Origin of the sequence: Burkholderia puraquae (assembly GCF_002099195.1) — a bacterium.
GTDB classification, from domain to species: domain Bacteria; phylum Pseudomonadota; class Gammaproteobacteria; order Burkholderiales; family Burkholderiaceae; genus Burkholderia; species Burkholderia puraquae.
This window is the reverse complement of sequence record NZ_NBYX01000021.1, coordinates 37,608-53,384: the sequence shown is the minus strand read 5'-3', so window position 1 is coordinate 53,384 and position 15,777 is coordinate 37,608. Positions and strand designations below refer to the sequence as shown.

15 protein-coding genes and 1 riboswitch are annotated in these 15,777 nt (G+C 68.4%); of the genes, 3 read left to right on the top strand and 12 right to left on the bottom strand.

What is annotated here, in order from left to right:
• Positions 1-51: 51 nt before the first annotated feature.
• The 8 genes from lnt to B7G54_RS30155 all read right to left on the bottom strand — a co-directional run bounded on the left by lnt (position 52) and on the right by B7G54_RS30155 (position 8,372).
• Positions 52-1,740: an apolipoprotein N-acyltransferase gene (gene lnt / locus B7G54_RS30185; RefSeq protein WP_085042353.1), complete on the bottom strand. Its 1,689-nt coding sequence runs from the start codon at positions 1,738-1,740 to the stop codon at positions 52-54.
• Between the two features lie 52 nt (positions 1,741-1,792).
• Complete coding sequence (locus B7G54_RS30180) at positions 1,793-2,680, bottom strand: HlyC/CorC family transporter (protein ID WP_021160150.1); 888 nt, start codon at positions 2,678-2,680, stop codon at positions 1,793-1,795.
• A gap of 305 nt (positions 2,681-2,985) precedes the next feature.
• Positions 2,986-3,135, bottom strand: a complete 150-nt coding sequence (locus B7G54_RS39210; protein WP_165765636.1) for a hypothetical protein — start codon at positions 3,133-3,135, stop codon at positions 2,986-2,988.
• Between the two features lie 70 nt (positions 3,136-3,205).
• Positions 3,206-3,838 (bottom strand): gamma-glutamylcyclotransferase, encoded by a 633-nt coding sequence (locus B7G54_RS30175; RefSeq protein WP_085042352.1) that lies wholly within the window; start codon positions 3,836-3,838, stop codon positions 3,206-3,208.
• A gap of 12 nt (positions 3,839-3,850) precedes the next feature.
• On the bottom strand, positions 3,851-4,627 hold the full coding sequence (gene ybeY / locus B7G54_RS30170; RefSeq protein ID WP_085042351.1) for an rRNA maturation RNase YbeY: 777 nt from the start codon (positions 4,625-4,627) through the stop codon (positions 3,851-3,853).
• A gap of 148 nt (positions 4,628-4,775) precedes the next feature.
• Positions 4,776-5,822 (bottom strand): PhoH family protein, encoded by a 1,047-nt coding sequence (locus B7G54_RS30165; protein ID WP_085042350.1) that lies wholly within the window; start codon positions 5,820-5,822, stop codon positions 4,776-4,778.
• 29 nt (positions 5,823-5,851) lie between these two features.
• Positions 5,852-7,225 carry a tRNA (N6-isopentenyl adenosine(37)-C2)-methylthiotransferase MiaB gene (gene miaB / locus B7G54_RS30160; RefSeq protein ID WP_085042349.1) on the bottom strand — a complete coding sequence of 458 codons (1,374 nt, stop codon included), beginning with the start codon at positions 7,223-7,225 and terminating at the stop codon, positions 5,852-5,854.
• Positions 7,226-7,439: 214 nt separating this feature from the next.
• Positions 7,440-8,372: a LysR family transcriptional regulator gene (locus B7G54_RS30155; RefSeq protein WP_085042348.1), complete on the bottom strand. Its 933-nt coding sequence runs from the start codon at positions 8,370-8,372 to the stop codon at positions 7,440-7,442.
• A gap of 143 nt (positions 8,373-8,515) precedes the next feature.
• On the opposite strand from B7G54_RS30155, the gene B7G54_RS30150 reads away from it, so the two are divergent.
• The 3 genes from B7G54_RS30150 (at position 8,516) to ribB (ending at position 11,777) form a co-directional block, all read left to right on the top strand.
• Positions 8,516-9,691 (top strand): MFS transporter, encoded by a 1,176-nt coding sequence (locus B7G54_RS30150; protein WP_085042347.1) that lies wholly within the window; start codon positions 8,516-8,518, stop codon positions 9,689-9,691.
• A gap of 218 nt (positions 9,692-9,909) precedes the next feature.
• Positions 9,910-10,611, top strand: coding sequence for a helix-turn-helix domain-containing protein (locus B7G54_RS30145; protein ID WP_085042346.1), 702 nt, complete (start codon positions 9,910-9,912; stop codon positions 10,609-10,611).
• Positions 10,612-10,799: 188 nt separating this feature from the next.
• A riboswitch (FMN riboswitch) is annotated at positions 10,800-10,948 on the top strand.
• A gap of 118 nt (positions 10,949-11,066) precedes the next feature.
• Positions 11,067-11,777: a 3,4-dihydroxy-2-butanone-4-phosphate synthase gene (gene ribB / locus B7G54_RS30140; protein WP_085042345.1), complete on the top strand. Its 711-nt coding sequence runs from the start codon at positions 11,067-11,069 to the stop codon at positions 11,775-11,777.
• 91 nt (positions 11,778-11,868) lie between these two features.
• Here the strand turns inward: ribB and B7G54_RS30135 are convergent, their stop codons facing one another.
• The 4 genes from B7G54_RS30135 to B7G54_RS30120 all read right to left on the bottom strand — a co-directional run bounded on the left by B7G54_RS30135 (position 11,869) and on the right by B7G54_RS30120 (position 15,707).
• A complete protein-coding gene (locus B7G54_RS30135; protein WP_085042344.1) occupies positions 11,869-12,555 on the bottom strand; it encodes an HAD family hydrolase in 687 nt (228 codons plus the stop codon).
• Positions 12,556-12,746: 191 nt separating this feature from the next.
• Positions 12,747-13,733, bottom strand: coding sequence for an inositol 2-dehydrogenase (gene iolG / locus B7G54_RS30130; RefSeq protein ID WP_085042343.1), 987 nt, complete (start codon positions 13,731-13,733; stop codon positions 12,747-12,749).
• Between the two features lie 72 nt (positions 13,734-13,805).
• Positions 13,806-14,633 (bottom strand): TIM barrel protein, encoded by an 828-nt coding sequence (locus tag B7G54_RS30125; protein ID WP_085042342.1) that lies wholly within the window; start codon positions 14,631-14,633, stop codon positions 13,806-13,808.
• 39 nt (positions 14,634-14,672) lie between these two features.
• A complete protein-coding gene (locus B7G54_RS30120; RefSeq protein WP_085042416.1) occupies positions 14,673-15,707 on the bottom strand; it encodes a xylose isomerase in 1,035 nt (344 codons plus the stop codon).
• Positions 15,708-15,777 lie beyond the last annotated feature (70 nt).

Here is a 15,777-nt window from a genome sequence, read left to right as displayed (position 1 = left end):
GCTGCATGCGGCCCGTGACCGCCACGTACTGCGTAGCGGCCACACGTTGCGTCATTTCGGCTGGTCGTCGCCGTGCGTCCGGCTGTTGCGCCGGCGCAGCGCGGGTCCGAACGTGAAGCCGAACGCGAGCAGCACGAACGACACCGCGAGCACGATGTTGTTGCCGCTCGTCACGTAAGGCGTGAAGCCGCTCGTGCCTTCGATCCGCACGTCGAGCGAGCCGATCGTGAACGGCTTCAACTGGCCGAGCACGCGGCCGCGTGCATCGATCGCGGCCGTCATCCCCGTGTTGGTCGAACGCAGCATCGGGCGGCCCGTCTCGAGCGAGCGCATCCGCGCGATCTGCAGGTGCTGGTCGAGCGCGATCGTGTCGCCGAACCACGCGAGGTTCGTCACGTTGACGAGCACGCCCGGCGGCTGCGGGTTGTCGCGGATCGTCGCGGCGATTTCCTCGCCGAACAAGTCCTCGTAGCAGATGTCGGCCATCACGGGCTGGTTGTGGACGAGGAACGGTTTCTGCACGGGCGCGCCGCGCGCGAAATCGCCGAGCGGCATCTTCATCAGGTCGACGAACCACCGGAAGCCCCACGGGATGAATTCGCCGAAGGGCACGAGGTGGTGCTTGTCGTAGTGATAGATGTCGCGCGAATTCGGCGTCACGCCGTACAGGCTGTTCGTATAGTCGACGTAGTGGCCGTCCTCGGTCACCGATGCACCGACCGCACCGAACAGCACGGCCGAGCCCGTCGTGTCGCTGAACTTGCGGATCGCGACGGCGAACGGCTCGGGCAGCTCCTGGATCATCACCGCGATCGCGGTTTCCGGCGTGACGATCAGGTCGGCCGGCTTCTCGATGATCATCTGCGTGTACATCTTGATCGCCGCGTCGATGCCCGCTTCCTCGAACTTGATGTCCTGCTTCACGTTGCCCTGCAGCAGCCGCACGGTGAGCGGCGCGTTCGCGGGTACCGTCCACGCGACCTGCGACAGTCCGAGACCGGCCGCGACCAGCGCGAGCGCAATGCCGGCCGGCGCGGCGATGCGCACGCGCCCATTGCCGGCGGGAGGGGCGGCGAGCGGCGACGGCCGGGCGGCGGCGAGCGCCTGCACGACGAGCGCGGCGAACAGCGCGAGCACCCACGCGATCCCGTACACGCCGGCGACCGGCGCGAAGCCCGCGAACGGGCCGTCCACCTGCGGATAGCCGCTGGCGAGCCACGGGAAGCCCGTGAACATCGTGCCGCGCAGCCATTCGCCGAGTGCCCATGCGCTCGCGAACGCGAACGCGCCGTGCCAGGTCGGCGCGAACGGCCGCGGATCGGGCGTGCGGCGATGCCACGCATGGCCCGCGCAGAACGACCACAACCCGGCAGAGAACGCCGGGTACAGCGACAGGTACAGCGAGAACAGCACGAGCGCGCCGCCCGCGAGCGGCGCGGCCATCTCGCCGTACACGTGCATGCTGATGTAGAGCCACCAGATGCCGCTGATGAAATTGCCGAAGCCGAACGCGCCGCCGGTGAGTGCGGCGCTGCGCCAGCTCGCGGTGCGCGTGAGCTGCGCGAAAAACCAGACGAATACGACGAGTTGCAGCCAGCCGCCATGCGGCGTCGGCGCGAAGCTGAGCGTATTGGCTGCGCCGGCGAGCAGCGCGGCCGGGTAGTGCCAGCGCGGCAGCGCGCGGCCGGGTGTCGGCGCGAGAACGCCGCCAGCCGGGCGGGACAGGATCGGATCGTCCATGTGAAGCGAAAGTGGGCGAGCGGTTGTGGAACGCGCGGCTGGCGCGCGACGGTCAGTCTTCGTGCGAGGTTTCGGCGCGACGGCTGGCGAGCGGGTTGCGGCGCACCAGCAGCACGTGAACCTGGCGCGCATCGCCGCGCTGGATCTCGAACACGAGGTTGCCGAGCTGCAGCTTCTCGCCGCGATGCGGGACGCGGCCGAAATGATGCGTGATCAGCCCGCCGATCGTGTCGACCTCGTCGTCGGGGAAATCGGTGCCGAACGTCTCGTTGAACTGTTCGATCTCGGTGAGCGCACGCACGCGGTAGCGGCCGTCGGGCCCCGAGATGATGTTGCCGGCTTCCTCGTCGAAATCGTATTCGTCCTCGATGTCGCCGACGATCTGCTCGAGCACGTCCTCGATCGTGATCAGGCCCGCGACGCCGCCGTATTCGTCGACGACGATCGCGAGGTGGTTGCGGTTCACGCGGAAGTCGTGCAGCAGCACGTTCAGGCGCTTCGATTCGGGAATGAACACGGCCGGGCGCAGCATCCCGCGCACGTCGAATTCCTCTTCGGCATAGAAACGCAGCAGATCCTTCGCGAGCAGCACGCCGATGACGTTGTCGCGGTTCTCCTCGTACACCGGGTAGCGCGAGTGTGCCTTTTCGAGGACGAACGGGATGAAATCTTCTGGCTTGTCGGCGATGTTGATCGCGTCCATCTGGGCGCGCGGCACCATGATGTCGCGTGCGCACAGGTCGGATACCTGGAAAACGCCTTCGATCATCGACAGCGAATCGGCGTCGATCAGGTTGCGCTCGTGGGCGTCCTGGAGGATTTCCAGCAGCTCGCCGCGGGATTCGGGCTCGGGCGAGATGAAGTCGGTCAGGCGCTCGAGCAGCGAGCGCTTTTCTTGCGGTTTGTCGGTTGGCTTACGACTGGGATACGAATCGTTCATGGTGGTGCGCCCGGGTCATGCCGGAGCGCGCTGTCACGGAGTAGGCAAGGATACACCAAGGGCACGACGCGACCGTGTCACACCAGCCGTACGGCCAGGGTGGCAGATCGCGCGGGCCCCGCTCGCGGACGGCCGCGCCGGGCGCGACATCGTCTTCGTGTCCATCCTATCTCAGAAAGGGGTGGCAGGGCAGCGGCGGCAAAAAACGGGTGTGGACGGGGCGGGGAGCCGTGACGCGGGAAAACGGCCGGCCGAGGGGGCCAGCGGCGGCATTCTGCCGCACGCGGGTTCCGCGGGGCCGCGGTTCAGAAACGCATGCCGGCCGAGCAACCGCCGGCGGCCGCGCCATTGGTCGCGGCGCCGCCGCAGCCCAGGATCCCGCAGCCGGACAGCGCGACGCTCACGGCGACGATCAGCACGGCACCCTTGCAACGCGACCAGCGTGACGGTTTCATCGGTCCTGCCCTCGTTCGAATGCGCACGTGGCGCGGCAGCGCGTGGCGGCAAGCCGGGCGCCGTGCTGCGTCACCGGCATCGCGCGAGCAGCCCTTCCAGTGCGCGATCCGGGATGCCGCTCGCGCGCAGCGCGTCGACCGTGCGGCTCACGTAATCGAGCGTCGTGCCGTAGCGGCCGGCCGCGCAGCCGAACACTTCCTTCACGACGGGATCGGACAGCTTGCCCGTGTAGGTCGGCGCGTCGCGGCGCATCACGAACGCGAGCGCATTCACGCGCTCGCCGTTCTCGAGCGAGCACGGCAGCCACGCGGGCCGGTACGAACCCATCGGCATCTCGCGTTTCCACAACGTTTCGAGGTGCGGCTGCGCGGTCGGGCCGGCGAGCCGGAACGCGATGCCCGAGCACGAGCCGCCGCGATCGAGCGCGAGCACGAGGCCCGGGCGCTCGGGCGTGCCGCGGTTCACGCGCGACCACAGGTAGAGCCCGCGATGATAGCCGTGCACCTTGCCGCGCACGGCGGCGACGGTCGGCAATCCCGGGTTCCAGATCAGCGAGCCATAGCCGAACAGCCAGAGATCCTGCCGGCCGTCCCAGTCGCGCATCGTGTGCGCGAGCGAGGCCGCGAGCTCGTCTTCCGTCAGCAGGCGCCCGTCGCCGATCGACGGCGGGTAGGCGGGCGGGAGCGTCGCGGCGTTGCGCATCGTGCGGACGGCTTACTGGTACGGGTTCGGGAAGCCCAGCTTCGCGAGGATGTCGACTTCGAGCGCTTCCATTTCGGCCGCGTCCTCGTCGCTCGTCTCGTGGTCGTAGCCCTGCGCGTGCAGTGCGCCGTGCACCAGCAGGTGTGCGTAATGGGCGGTGAGCGGCTTGCCCTGGTCGTGCGCTTCCTTCTCGACGACCGGGCAGCACAGCACGAGGTCGCCGATCACGGTGCCGTCGGGCGCCGCGTCGTACGCGAAGGTCAGCACGTTGGTCGGGTAGTCCTTGTGCCGGTAGCCGGCGTTCAGCGTGCGGCCTTCGACTTCGCCGACGAAGCGCACGGTGAGCTGCGCGCTGGCGAACAGCGCCGGCTCGATCCATTCGGCGATCAGCTTGCGCTTGGGGAGCGTCTTGCGCACGTCGCTCGTGATCTCGTCACCGTACTGCACGGACAGGTCGAGCTCCGGCTCGCGCAGTGCGTCTTCGGCGTCGTCTTCACGCGGTGCGGGCTCGGCACCCACGTGCAGCGTCACGCTGTCGTAGTGCTCGGGCTGCAGCGCGAGCTTCGCGCGCATGGCCGGATCGTTGTGTTGCGCGACGATCGCGACGGCTGCTTCCCCCGAACTGCCCGACAGGTCGAACATCAGGCTGCGGCCGTCCGGGAAGTCGATTCGCAGCCCTTGCGCGTTGACGGTCCGGGCCTTGCCCTTCGCATCGAACAGCGAAAGGCGGGGGGAGGCGGGCGCGGCGGACTGGGCGCGCCCGGACTTGCGGGAACGGGAGGATTTCATGACGCGTGCGGCGATTGGGACGCGTTGAGGATACACCAAACGGCCGATCGCACCCGAATTCGCGCGGGCGAAAAAAAAGCCCGGCGCGCCGTCTGGCGGGCCGGGCCGGGCTGTCGGGCCGGGGCGGGATGCAGGTGCCGCCGGCCGGTCAGCCGTCCTGGTGCTGCGCGTGGAATTCGTCGTACGCCTCGACGATGCGCGCGACGAGCGGATGGCGCACGACGTCCGCGCTCGTGAAGCGCGTGAGCGCGATGCCGCGCACGCCGCTGAGGACCTGCTGCGCCTCGACCAGGCCGCTCTTGTGGCCGCGCGGCAGGTCGACCTGGCTCGTGTCGCCGGTCACGACCGCCTTCGAGCCGAAGCCGATCCGCGTGAGGAACATCTTCATCTGCTCGGGCGTCGTGTTCTGCGCCTCGTCGAGGATGATGAACGCGTGGTTCAGCGTGCGGCCGCGCATATAGGCGAGCGGCGCGATCTCGATCATCTGGCGTTCGAACATCTTCGCCGTCTTGTCGAAGCCGAGCAGGTCGTACAGCGCGTCGTACAGCGGACGCAAATACGGGTCGACCTTTTGCGCGAGATCGCCCGGCAGGAAGCCGAGCCGCTCGCCGGCCTCGACGGCCGGGCGCGTCAGCACGATCCGCTTGACCTGGTCGCGCTCGAGCGCGTCGACCGCGCAGGCAACCGCGAGGTAGGTCTTGCCGGTGCCGGCCGGCCCGATGCCCAACGTCACGTCGTGCGACAGGATCTGCTTCAGGTACTCGCGCTGCGCGGGGGTGCGGCCGCGCAGGTCGGCGCGCCGCGTGTAGAGCTTCGGTCCGGGTTCCTCGTCCGGCTCGCTGGCGTCGAGCTGCACGACCGGATCGTCGAACGGATGGTCGGGGTCGCCGCGAAAGCGCACGTCGACCGTGTCCTGGCGGCCGTTGCCGGACGTGTGGCGCACTTCGACCAGCGCGAGCTGGATGTCGTCGACCGACAGCGCATCGCGCGCGCGGTTGTAGAAGTTCTCGAGCGCGGTGAGCGCGAGCTTGGCGCCGCGACCGCGGATCGCGATCCGATGGCCGCGTCGCGACAGCGTGACGTCGAGCGCCTGTTCGATCTGCCGCAGGTTCTCGTCGAGCGGGCCGCAGAGGTTGGCGAGGCGCGCATTGTCGTCGCGCGGCGCGACGAATTCCAGTGCTTGGGTCGGCTTCAAAGTGGCGTCGTGCTCCTGTTGAGCGTCAGTCAGTGGGTGGCCGCGCTCGCGTCGCCGCTCACGAGCAGGAGCTCGCCGCGCAGCGAATGCGGGTACGCATGGTTGATCTTCACGTCGATCATCTGGCCGATCAGGCGCGGGTGCGACGCGAGCGGCGCCGGGAAATTCACGACCCGGTTGTTCTCGGTGCGGCCCGCGAGTTCGTTCGGGTCCTTGCGCGACGGGCCCTCGACGAGGATCCGCTCGACCTTCCCGACCATCGACTGGCTGATGCGCGCGACGTTTTCCTCGATGGTCGCCTGCAGATGTTGCAGGCGTTTGAGCTTGACCTCGCGCGGCGTGTCGTCGTGCAGGTTCGCGGCCGGCGTGCCGGGGCGCGGGCTGTAGATGAACGAGAAGCTGGTGTCGTAGCGCATCTCGTGCACGAGCGCCATCATCTTGTCGAAATCCTCCTCGGTCTCGCCGGGGAAGCCGACGATCATGTCGGTCGACAGCGACAGGTCCGGGCGGATCGCGCGCAGCTTGCGGATCACCGACTTGTATTCGAGCACCGTGTAGCCGCGCTTCATCGCCATCAGGATGCGGTCGGAGCCGTGCTGGACGGGCAGGTGCAGGTGGCTCACGAGCTTCGGCACCTTCGCGTAGGTGTCGATCAGGCGCTGCGTGAATTCCTTCGGGTGCGACGTCGTATAGCGGATCCGCTCGATGCCGGGGATGTCGGCGACATATTCGATCAGTGTTGCGAAATCGGCGATTTCCGACGAGCCGGACGCCAGCGCGCCGCGGTATGCATTCACGTTCTGGCCGAGCAGCGTGACTTCGCGCACGCCCTGGTCGGCGAGGCCGGCCACTTCGGTCAGCACGTCGTCGAGCGGGCGCGATACTTCGTCGCCGCGGGTGTACGGCACCACGCAATAGCTGCAGTACTTCGAGCAGCCTTCCATGATCGACACGAATGCGCTCGGCCCCTCGACGCGCGCGGGCGGCAGGTGGTCGAACTTCTCGATTTCGGGGAACGTGATGTCGACCTGCGCGCGGCCGCTCTCGCGGCGTGCGTCGATCATCTGCGGCAGGCGGTGCAGGGTTTGCGGGCCGAACACGAGGTCGACGTACGGTGCGCGCGACACGATCGATGCACCTTCCTGGCTCGCGACACAGCCGCCGACGCCGATCAGCAGGCCGGGCTTCGCTTCCTTCAGCTCGCGCACGCGGCCGAGATCGGAGAACACCTTCTCCTGCGCCTTTTCACGCACCGAGCACGTGTTGAACAGGATGATGTCCGCGTCTTCCGGCGTGTCGGTCTTTTCGAGGCCTTCGGCCGCATGCAGCACGTCCACCATCTTGTCCGAGTCGTACTCGTTCATCTGGCAGCCGAAGGTCTTTACGTAAACTTTCTTGGTCATGGGGGTTCGCCGTTCGCAGTGGTTGACCTGGGGGCGTCGTCAAGAGTGAATCGGGACGGCCATGCGTTGCACACGGTTGGCGCGCAGCCGGCATGAAAAGCCGTCGGGAAAGCCTTTCATTATAGCTTTTCATGCCGCCCGGGACGGGCGGCGGGTTGCGGCCGCGCGACGCCGCCGGCCACGTTCCGACCCCTGAACGGCCATGCGCGGGCGGTCAGCGGCACGCGTTCAGCAGGTCGTCGTGCGCGGCTTCCTCGCGCGCGAAGCGTTCGGCGAGAAAGTCGAGCAGCACGCGCACGCGCGGCGCCATGTAGCGCTTGCCGGGATAGATCGCGTGCAGCGACGCGCTCTGGTGCCGCCAGTCAGGCAGCAGGACCTTGAGCCGCCCGGCGCGGATGTCGTCGGCGACATCCCAGATCGAGTTCAGCACGATGCCGCGGCCGCGCAGCGCCCACTCGCGGGCGAGGCCGCCGTCGTTGGTCTCGAACGCGGTGGCGAGCGGCACCGTGCAGGTCTGCGTATCGTCGCCGCGCGTAAAGCGCCACGTGTTCATCGGCCCCGACGCCACTGTAATCACGTTGCACGGAAAGCGGGCCAGATCGTGCGGGTCGCGCGGCACGCCGTGGCGTTCGACGAACGACGGCGCCGCGCACGGCACGCGCCGGTCCGCGGCGAGCCGGCGGGCGATCAGCGCGCCGTCGGGCGGCGCGGCAAAACGGATCGCGAGGTCGATCTCGTCCTGCCACAGGTTCACCGTCGAGTCGGATGCCGTCAGCGAGAACGTCACGTCCGGGTAGCGCGCGGTGAATTCGTCGAGCCAGTCGAGCAGCCGGCGGCGGCCGAAATCCGACGTCGCCGACAGCCGCACCCGGCCGCCGACGACGTTGCGGCCGGCCTGCAGCAGCGCGTTTGCGTCGTCGAGCGCCTGCAACGCCTGCCGGCAGCCGTTTAGGTACAGGCGGCCCTCGTCGGTGAGCCGCAACTGTCGGGTCGAACGGTCGAACAGCCGGGTGGCGACCGCCGCCTCGAGCTTCGCGAGGCGCGCGCTCGCGGCGGCCGGCGTGAGGTTCAGCTTGCGCCCGGCGGCGGACAGGCTGCCCAGATCGGCCGCCTCGACGAACAGCCGGATGTCGCCCAGTCGATCCATGCGATTTTCCAGAAATATTTGAAAATGGTTCAAATGCCACGCCAATTATCAAATACAGACATCTTCGGGACAATGCGCACATCCTGCTTTTGTGCGGTGCGGCACCGACCGGGCGCCGCGTCCGCCGCCTTCCGGAGAATGTCATGCCCATTCCGTTACTGGCGCTTGCGATCAGTGCCTTCGCCATCGGTACCACCGAGTTCATCATCATGGGCCTGCTGCCCGAAGTCGCGCACGACCTGGCCGTGTCGCTGCCGTCGGCCGGCCTGCTGGTCACGGGCTATGCGCTCGGTGTCGCGGCCGGCGCGCCGCTCCTCGCGGTGCTGACGAGCCGCATGCCGCGCAAGGCCGCGCTGCAGTTGCTGATGGCGATTTTCATCGTCGGCAACGTGCTGTGCGCGACCGCGTCCGGCTACGCGATGCTGATGGTCGCGCGCGTCGTCACGTCGTTCGCGCACGGGTCGTTCTTCGGGATCGGCGCGGTGGTCGCCGCGTCGCTCGTGCCGACCGACAAGCGCGCGAGCGCGATCGCGCTGATGTTCACGGGGCTCACGCTGTCGAACGTGCTCGGTGTGCCGTTCGGCACGTTCGTCGGCCAGTTGCTCGGCTGGCGCGCGTCGTTCTGGATCGTCGCCGTGCTCGGCGTGCTGGCGCTCGGCGGCGTCGCCGCGCTCGTGCCGAACCGCCACGACAGCGGGCCGGTCGGCCTCGGCCACGAAGTGCGCGTGCTGAAGGAGCCGCAGGTGTGGCTTGCGCTGCTGATGACCGTGCTCGGCTTCGGCGGCGTGTTCGTTGTGTTCACGTATATCGCGCCGATTCTCGAGACCGTGTCGGGCTTCTCGCCGCGTTCGGTCGCGTTGATCCTCGTGCTGTTCGGCGCGGGGCTGACGATCGGCAATACGCTCGGCGGCAAGTTCGCCGACCGCGCGCTGATGCCGTCGCTGATCGTGATCCTCGTCGCGCTGATGGCCGTGATGGCCGTGTTCGCGAAGACGAGCCACCTGCCGGTCGCGGCCGCCGTCACCGTGTTCGTGTGGGGGATCGCCGCGTTCGCGACGGTGCCGCCGCTGCAGGCGCGCATGGTCGAGAAGGCCGCGAGCGCACCGCATCTCGCGTCGACGCTCAATATCGGCGCGTTCAACGTCGGCAATGCGGGCGGCGCGTGGCTCGGCGGCCTTGCGCTGGAACACGGCCTCGCGCTCGATGCGCTGCCGTGGGTCGCCGTCGCGGTGACCTTCGCGGCGCTCGTGGTCACGTGGTTCGCGATGCGGCTCGACGCGCGTGGGCCGGCACGCGGCGCGGCGCCGGCGGCGCAATGAGTGGCGCAATGAGCGGCACCCGCTCGACGCGATAGCGGCAGGAAAAGGTTCGCGAGGAACGCATTCCTCCGCGATGCTGATAACGGTGTGAAGATAACTTCGTTTGCCGGTGCAAGACCGGGTGATAGCGTCTCGATACGCGCCGTTGCTGGCGCAACCCGATTCCGATCCCGGCTTACCCCATACGCAGGGCTGCACAGCGGCCCGGAGGCAATGCTATGTCTTCATCCCTGGCGCTCGTGCGCGACGTGTCTTCCTTCGAGTCCGGCAACGCCGCCGATGCGCGGGCGTCCGCATCGCTCGACGTTCTCGAGCAGGTGGTCGGCGTGAACCTCGCGCGGTTGCGCGCCGAGCGGCAGTTGTCGCTCGATGCGCTCGCGCGGCTGTCCGGTGTGTCGCGCGCGATGCTCGCGCAGATCGAGTCGGCGCGCAGCGTGCCGTCGATCAAGGTGCTCTGCAAGATCGCCGCGGCGCTGAAGGTATCGGTCGCCGCATTCCTGCGCCGCCATGCGGTGAACGGCTTCGAGCACCTGGCGGCCGAGCGCGCGTCGCGCGTCGTCAGCTCGAATGGCCGCTTCTCGGCGCGTGCGCTGTATCCGGAAGGCGAACCGGCCGCGGCCGAGTTCCACGAACTGCGGATCGCGCCGCTGCATACGGAGCCGGGCGCGCGCCGCGCGCCCGGCACGACGGTCAACCTCGTCGTCAGCGAGGGCACGCTCGAAGTCAGCGTGCATGACCGCCGGCAGTTGCTCGCGACCGGCGACGCGATCGTGTTCGATGCCGACCAGCCGTACAGCCTGCGCAACCCGGGCGACAGCGAGGCGCGGGCGTTCCGCGTGACGGTGAGCCCCGAGGTGCCGCCGCGCTGGCTTGTGCCCGACGCGGCGCACACCGCACATGCAGCGCACGCGGCCGGCTGATTGCGCAGGCCGCACGGAGCGGGCCGCGTTCTTCCCGTTCGGGCAGGATCGCGGGCCATTCGTCGGCCGTTTGGACGATGCCGTTAGACGGGGTCGTCAGTAAGGTTTTAGGTGGTGTTGGCTGCGCCGGGGGCGCAGCTGTTGTATGCTTGGCCCGCCGTTGACGGGGTTGTCCCGTCCGGCAATCAGTGCGTCTTCAGGGCGGGGCGAAATTCCCCACCGGCGGTAGGCTGGCGTAAGCCGGCGAGCCCGCGAGCGCCCGCGCATCCGCGCGGGGTCAGCAGATCTGGTCGAATGCCAGAGCCGACGGTCATAGTCCGGATGAGAGAAGATGTGCAGATAGTCATGTCCGCCAGGGCTGCTTCGCCATGCGTGCGAAGCGGGTCGTCGTTCTGTCTGTTTGCAATGCCCTGAAACGTTTTTCGCCCAAATCGTCTTTGCGAGGAGCGTTTCACATGTCCTTGATGTCCGTTTCGTCGGCACCCGCCGACGCCTTTGCCGATCTCCCGTTGCTGGATTCCGAACCGGTGCCGCCGCGCATCGCCGCCGCGCTCGATGCGATGCGCGCAGGCCGTGCGGTCGTGCTGCAGGACGACCACGACCGCGAGAACGAAGCCGACCTGATCGTTGCCGCCGAGCGCATCACGCCCGAGACGATGGCACTGCTGATCCGCGAGTGCAGCGGCATCGTGTGCCTGTGCCTGACCGACGACACGGTGCGCGCGCTCGAACTGCCGCCGATGGTGCAGACCAACGAAAGCCGCAACGGCACCGCATTCACCGTCTCGATCGAGGCACGCGAAGGCGTGCATACGGGCGTATCGGCGGCCGATCGCGTGACGACGATCCGCGCGGCGATCGCAGAAGGAGCGAAGCCGCACGACATCGTGCGCCCCGGCCACGTGTTTCCGTTGCGTGCGCAACCGGGCGGCGTGCTGGCACGCCGCGGTCACACCGAAGGCACGGTCGACCTGTCGATCCTCGCGGGCCTGAAGCCGGCCGGCGTGCTGTGCGAGCTGATGAATCCGGACGGCACGATGACGCGTGGTGACGATGTCGAGCGTTTCGCGCAGCAGCACGGGCTGCCGATGCTGACGATCGCGGAACTCGTCGAGTTCCGCGAGGCGCTGGCCGCCGCGCGCGAGCGCTGCTGCGAACCGGCCTGAGTGAAGGGAAGGCGGGCGCGTTCGTGCGCCCGTGGCACGGCGTGCGGGAACCGGTGCACGCCGGGCCGGCCCGATCGGGCCGGCATGATCGTCAGGACTGTACGTTCCCGAATTCGCCGCGCATGCCGGCTTCGACGAACGTCGGCAGTTCGTCCATCTTGCGCATGATCCGCGTGATGCCCATCGCGCGCAGCGCGTCCGCATAGTTGTCGGGGATGTGGCTCGCGCCGACGAACGCGATCGTCTTCATGCCGGCCGCACGCGCGGCATTCAGCCCCGACACGCTGTCCTCGACGACGACGCAGCGCTCCGGCGCGACGCCGAGCGTGTGCGCCGCATGCAGGTAGACGTCGGGGTAGGGCTTCGGCCGTGCCACCTGCTCGGAGCTGAACACGCGATCGCCGAAGATCTCGGTGAGCGAGGCGCGCTTCAGCGAGCTGCGCACGCGTGCGAGCCGGCTGTTCGACACGACGGCCGCCGGCAGGCTCACCTTCAGCAGCGCGTCGCGCACGCCGGAGATCGGCGCGAGCGACTGCGCCAGCGCGCTCTCGATGTTGTGCTCGATGGTCTCGATGAAGTTGGCGGGCATCTCGACCCCGAAGCGGGATTCGATCCCCGCGAGGAAGCGCGACGTCTGCTGGCCGAACGCCGACTTCGCGGCCGCTTCGAAATCGAGATTCGGGAACGTGGCGGACAGCGTGTCGAGCAGTACGCGGTCGGCGATGATTTCGCTGTCGACGAGCACGCCGTCGCAGTCGCAGATGAGGTGATCGAGCATGGTGGTGAAAAAGCGGGATGTCGGCGACGCAGATCAATTCGCCATCATACGTGCTTTCACGCGCATGCCGCGCGACGCTTCGGCAAATTTTCCCGATGCGGCCGGACGCTTGCCGCGGCTCGTCCGGGTGTGCGCCGATCGTCCGGCGGCGGCCGGCTTGCGCGGTTCGCCGCCGCTTGCCACCGGCCGCGTTACAGCTCCATCACGCGCCCCGTTTTCCACGACGTCATCGCGGCCTCGGCCAGTTCGAGCGCAGCGAGCCCGTCGTCGATCGTCGTCCGGACCGGCGTGCCGTCGCGCAGCGCGTCGACGAAGTGCGCGATCTCGGCCGCGTACGCATGCCGGTAGCGCTCGAGGAAGAACGGCTCCGGCACGTCCGTCGCGATGCCGCCCGCGAGCCACGCGCTCACCTCGGTCGGCCGTACGTTGCCGGCCTGCAGCATCCCGTTGCTGCCGAGCAGCTCGAAACGCTGGTCGTAGCCGTAGGCGGCGCGCCGCGACGTGTTGATCTGGCACAGCAGCCCGCGCCGCGTGCGGATCGTCACGGCGGTCGAATCGATGTCGCCCGCGTCGCGCACGGCCGGATCGGTCAGGCAACTGCCGGTCGCGTGCAGCGTCTGCGCTTCGTCGCCGAGGATCCAGCGGAACACGTCGAAATCGTGGATCAGCATGTCCTTGAAGATGCCGCCCGAGCTGCGGATGTAGTCGACGGGCGGCGCGCCCGGGTCGCGGCTCGTGACGACCAGCATTTCCGGCGCGCCGATCTCGCCGCGCTCGACGCGCGCCTTCAGCGCGGCGAACGTCGGGTCGAAGCGGCGCTGGAAGCCGATCATGCAGGTCACGCCGCTGCGCCGGACGACGTCCGCGCACGCACGCGAGCGCTCGACGGTCAGGTCGACGGGTTTCTCGCAGAACACCGCCTTGCCGGCGTTCGCGGCCGCGACGATGAGGTCCGCATGCGTGTCGGTGCTCGATGCGATCACGACCGCCCGGATGGCCGGATCGCCGAGCGCGCGCTCGACATCGGCTACCTGTGCGCCGTGCGCGTGGGCCAGCGCATCGGCCGACGGCGCATGCCGGTCGACGACGTACTTCAGCTTCGCGCCCGGGTGGCGCGCGAGATTCGCTGCGTGGATCTTGCCGATCCGTCCTGCGCCGAACAACGCGAATTCGATCATTCCGTTCTCCTGTTGATTGCGTGTTTTTGCGCCGGCACGCGGCTTGGGTCGGCCGCGTAGCGCTGGCGGCGCTCATTGATCCGACAGTTCGCCGCGCACGTAGTCGATGCTCGCCCGCAGCCGGTCTTCGATGTCGTCGGCTTCGGCGATTTCGTTTGCGAACGGCTCGAACGAGAACGCGCCGCGGTAGCCGCGCGCGAGCAGTTCGCGCAGTTGCCGGATATTGCCGAGCCGGTCGGCGCCGCCGACCAGCACGCGATGGCCGTCGCGCATCCGGTCGACCGGCAGGTCGCCTTCGTCGACGCCCGAGATGTGCACGAGGCCCGTCAGGTTCGGGAAGAAAATGTCCTCCCCGGACAGGTGATGGTGAAACGTGTCGTGCACGAGCCGGAACACCTGTTCGCCCGCCGCGTCGTAGATGCCCTTCACCGCATCCGACTTGCGGCGCAGCGCGCATTCCTCGAAGCCGAGGGGTTCGATGAAGCCGAGCAGGCCACGCGCTTCGAGGATCGGCTTGAGCGCCTTCAGCGCCTTCACGAGATCCGCGTGGCGCACGTCCGCGCCGCGCGTGTCGCCACGGCAGTTGGTCGGGCACAGCACCAGCGCACGCGCGCCGCATTGCGCCGCGTAGTCGGCCAGCGCGGTCGCCTCGTCCGCACGCTCGGCGTTCCATTGCTCGAAGCGCTGTAGCGCGTTGATCGTCAGGATCGTCACGCCGCCCGCTTCGGCCGTCGTGCGCACGGCGGCAGCCGGTGTGCCGTCGGTGATCTCCACGCCGTCGAGATCGTTGCGGATCTCGATCGTGTCGACGCCGAGGCGCTTGCACAGCGCGACGTAACGGTCGAACGGCAAGCGCGGCGCGCTCATCCGGTTCAGCGAAAAATGAAAGGCTTGCGTCATCGTTCTGTCCTTGGGTCTCGAGTGGGGGCGGGGTTCGAATCAGGTGCCGGTGCACGCAATGTCGGCGGCCGGCCGGGTCGACGGCGGCGCGGCGAGGGCATGCCACGTGTCGCGCAGCCATTGCGCGCACGCGACGTTGTTGTCGAAGATCGAGTAGCGCGCGCCGCCGCCGTAGTCGGGAAACGGGATGAACTCGCAGCTGATCTGTTCGACGCGCGCCGGCTGTGCATGGGCCTGCGATTGCAGCAACTGCCGAAGTGCGGCCTGCCACGTGTCGAGTGCCGCCGCGCGCCATGCGCCGTGATAGGCGCCCGGTGCCGGTGCGACGAACGGATACTGGATGCCGCGCCCGGGTCTGCCGTCGGCGCGGCGCATCCACGCGTTGTCCGGATTGTTCGGCATGACGCTGCGCGCATGCGCATGCCGGACCCAGCCGCGCGCGATCCAGTCGGCGTAGACGGCGCCGGGCGACGCAGGGTCGAGCATCCGGCGGCCGTCGTCGTCGGCTTCGCGTATGCCCGATGCATCGAGTTCGGCGCGATTGCCGATCTTGAACAGCAGGTGCGAATGATCGAGCGTGATCCGGAACGGCACGCCGGCCTGCTCGACCTGCTGCGCGACGCGTGCGATGCGCGTGAAATCCTCGCTCCACATGTCGACGTGCACTTCCATGCTCGGCAGGCAACCGGCCGGCTCGCCGCGCTCGTAGGCACGCAGGTAGAAATCGGCGACCTCGCGGTCGGACAGCGGATGGCCGTCCGCATGATTTGCATACAGCTGGCAGTTGAGCACCATGCTGCCGAAGCGCGCGCCTGCATCGACGATCTCGGCGACGTGTGCTTCGTCACGGCCCGCGCACCAGATACCGCCGATCACGCGAATCGGTAGCGCATGGCGTTCGACCAGCGCGAAATACGGTGACAGGTCTTCGCCGCGGGCCGGGTTCTTTTCGACATAGTCGAATATCCCGGCGCCGGCGACCATCCGGAATCGTTCGGCGGGCGCGGGCAACGGCAGGCCGTCGTGTTCGAGCACGCCGTCGAGGTTCACGCCGATGAGGATCGGGTCAGCCATCGTCTCCTGTCCGCCGTTGTCATGGGAATGGCTGCCCAATGTACGGATGCGCGGCGCGGGCTGCATGACA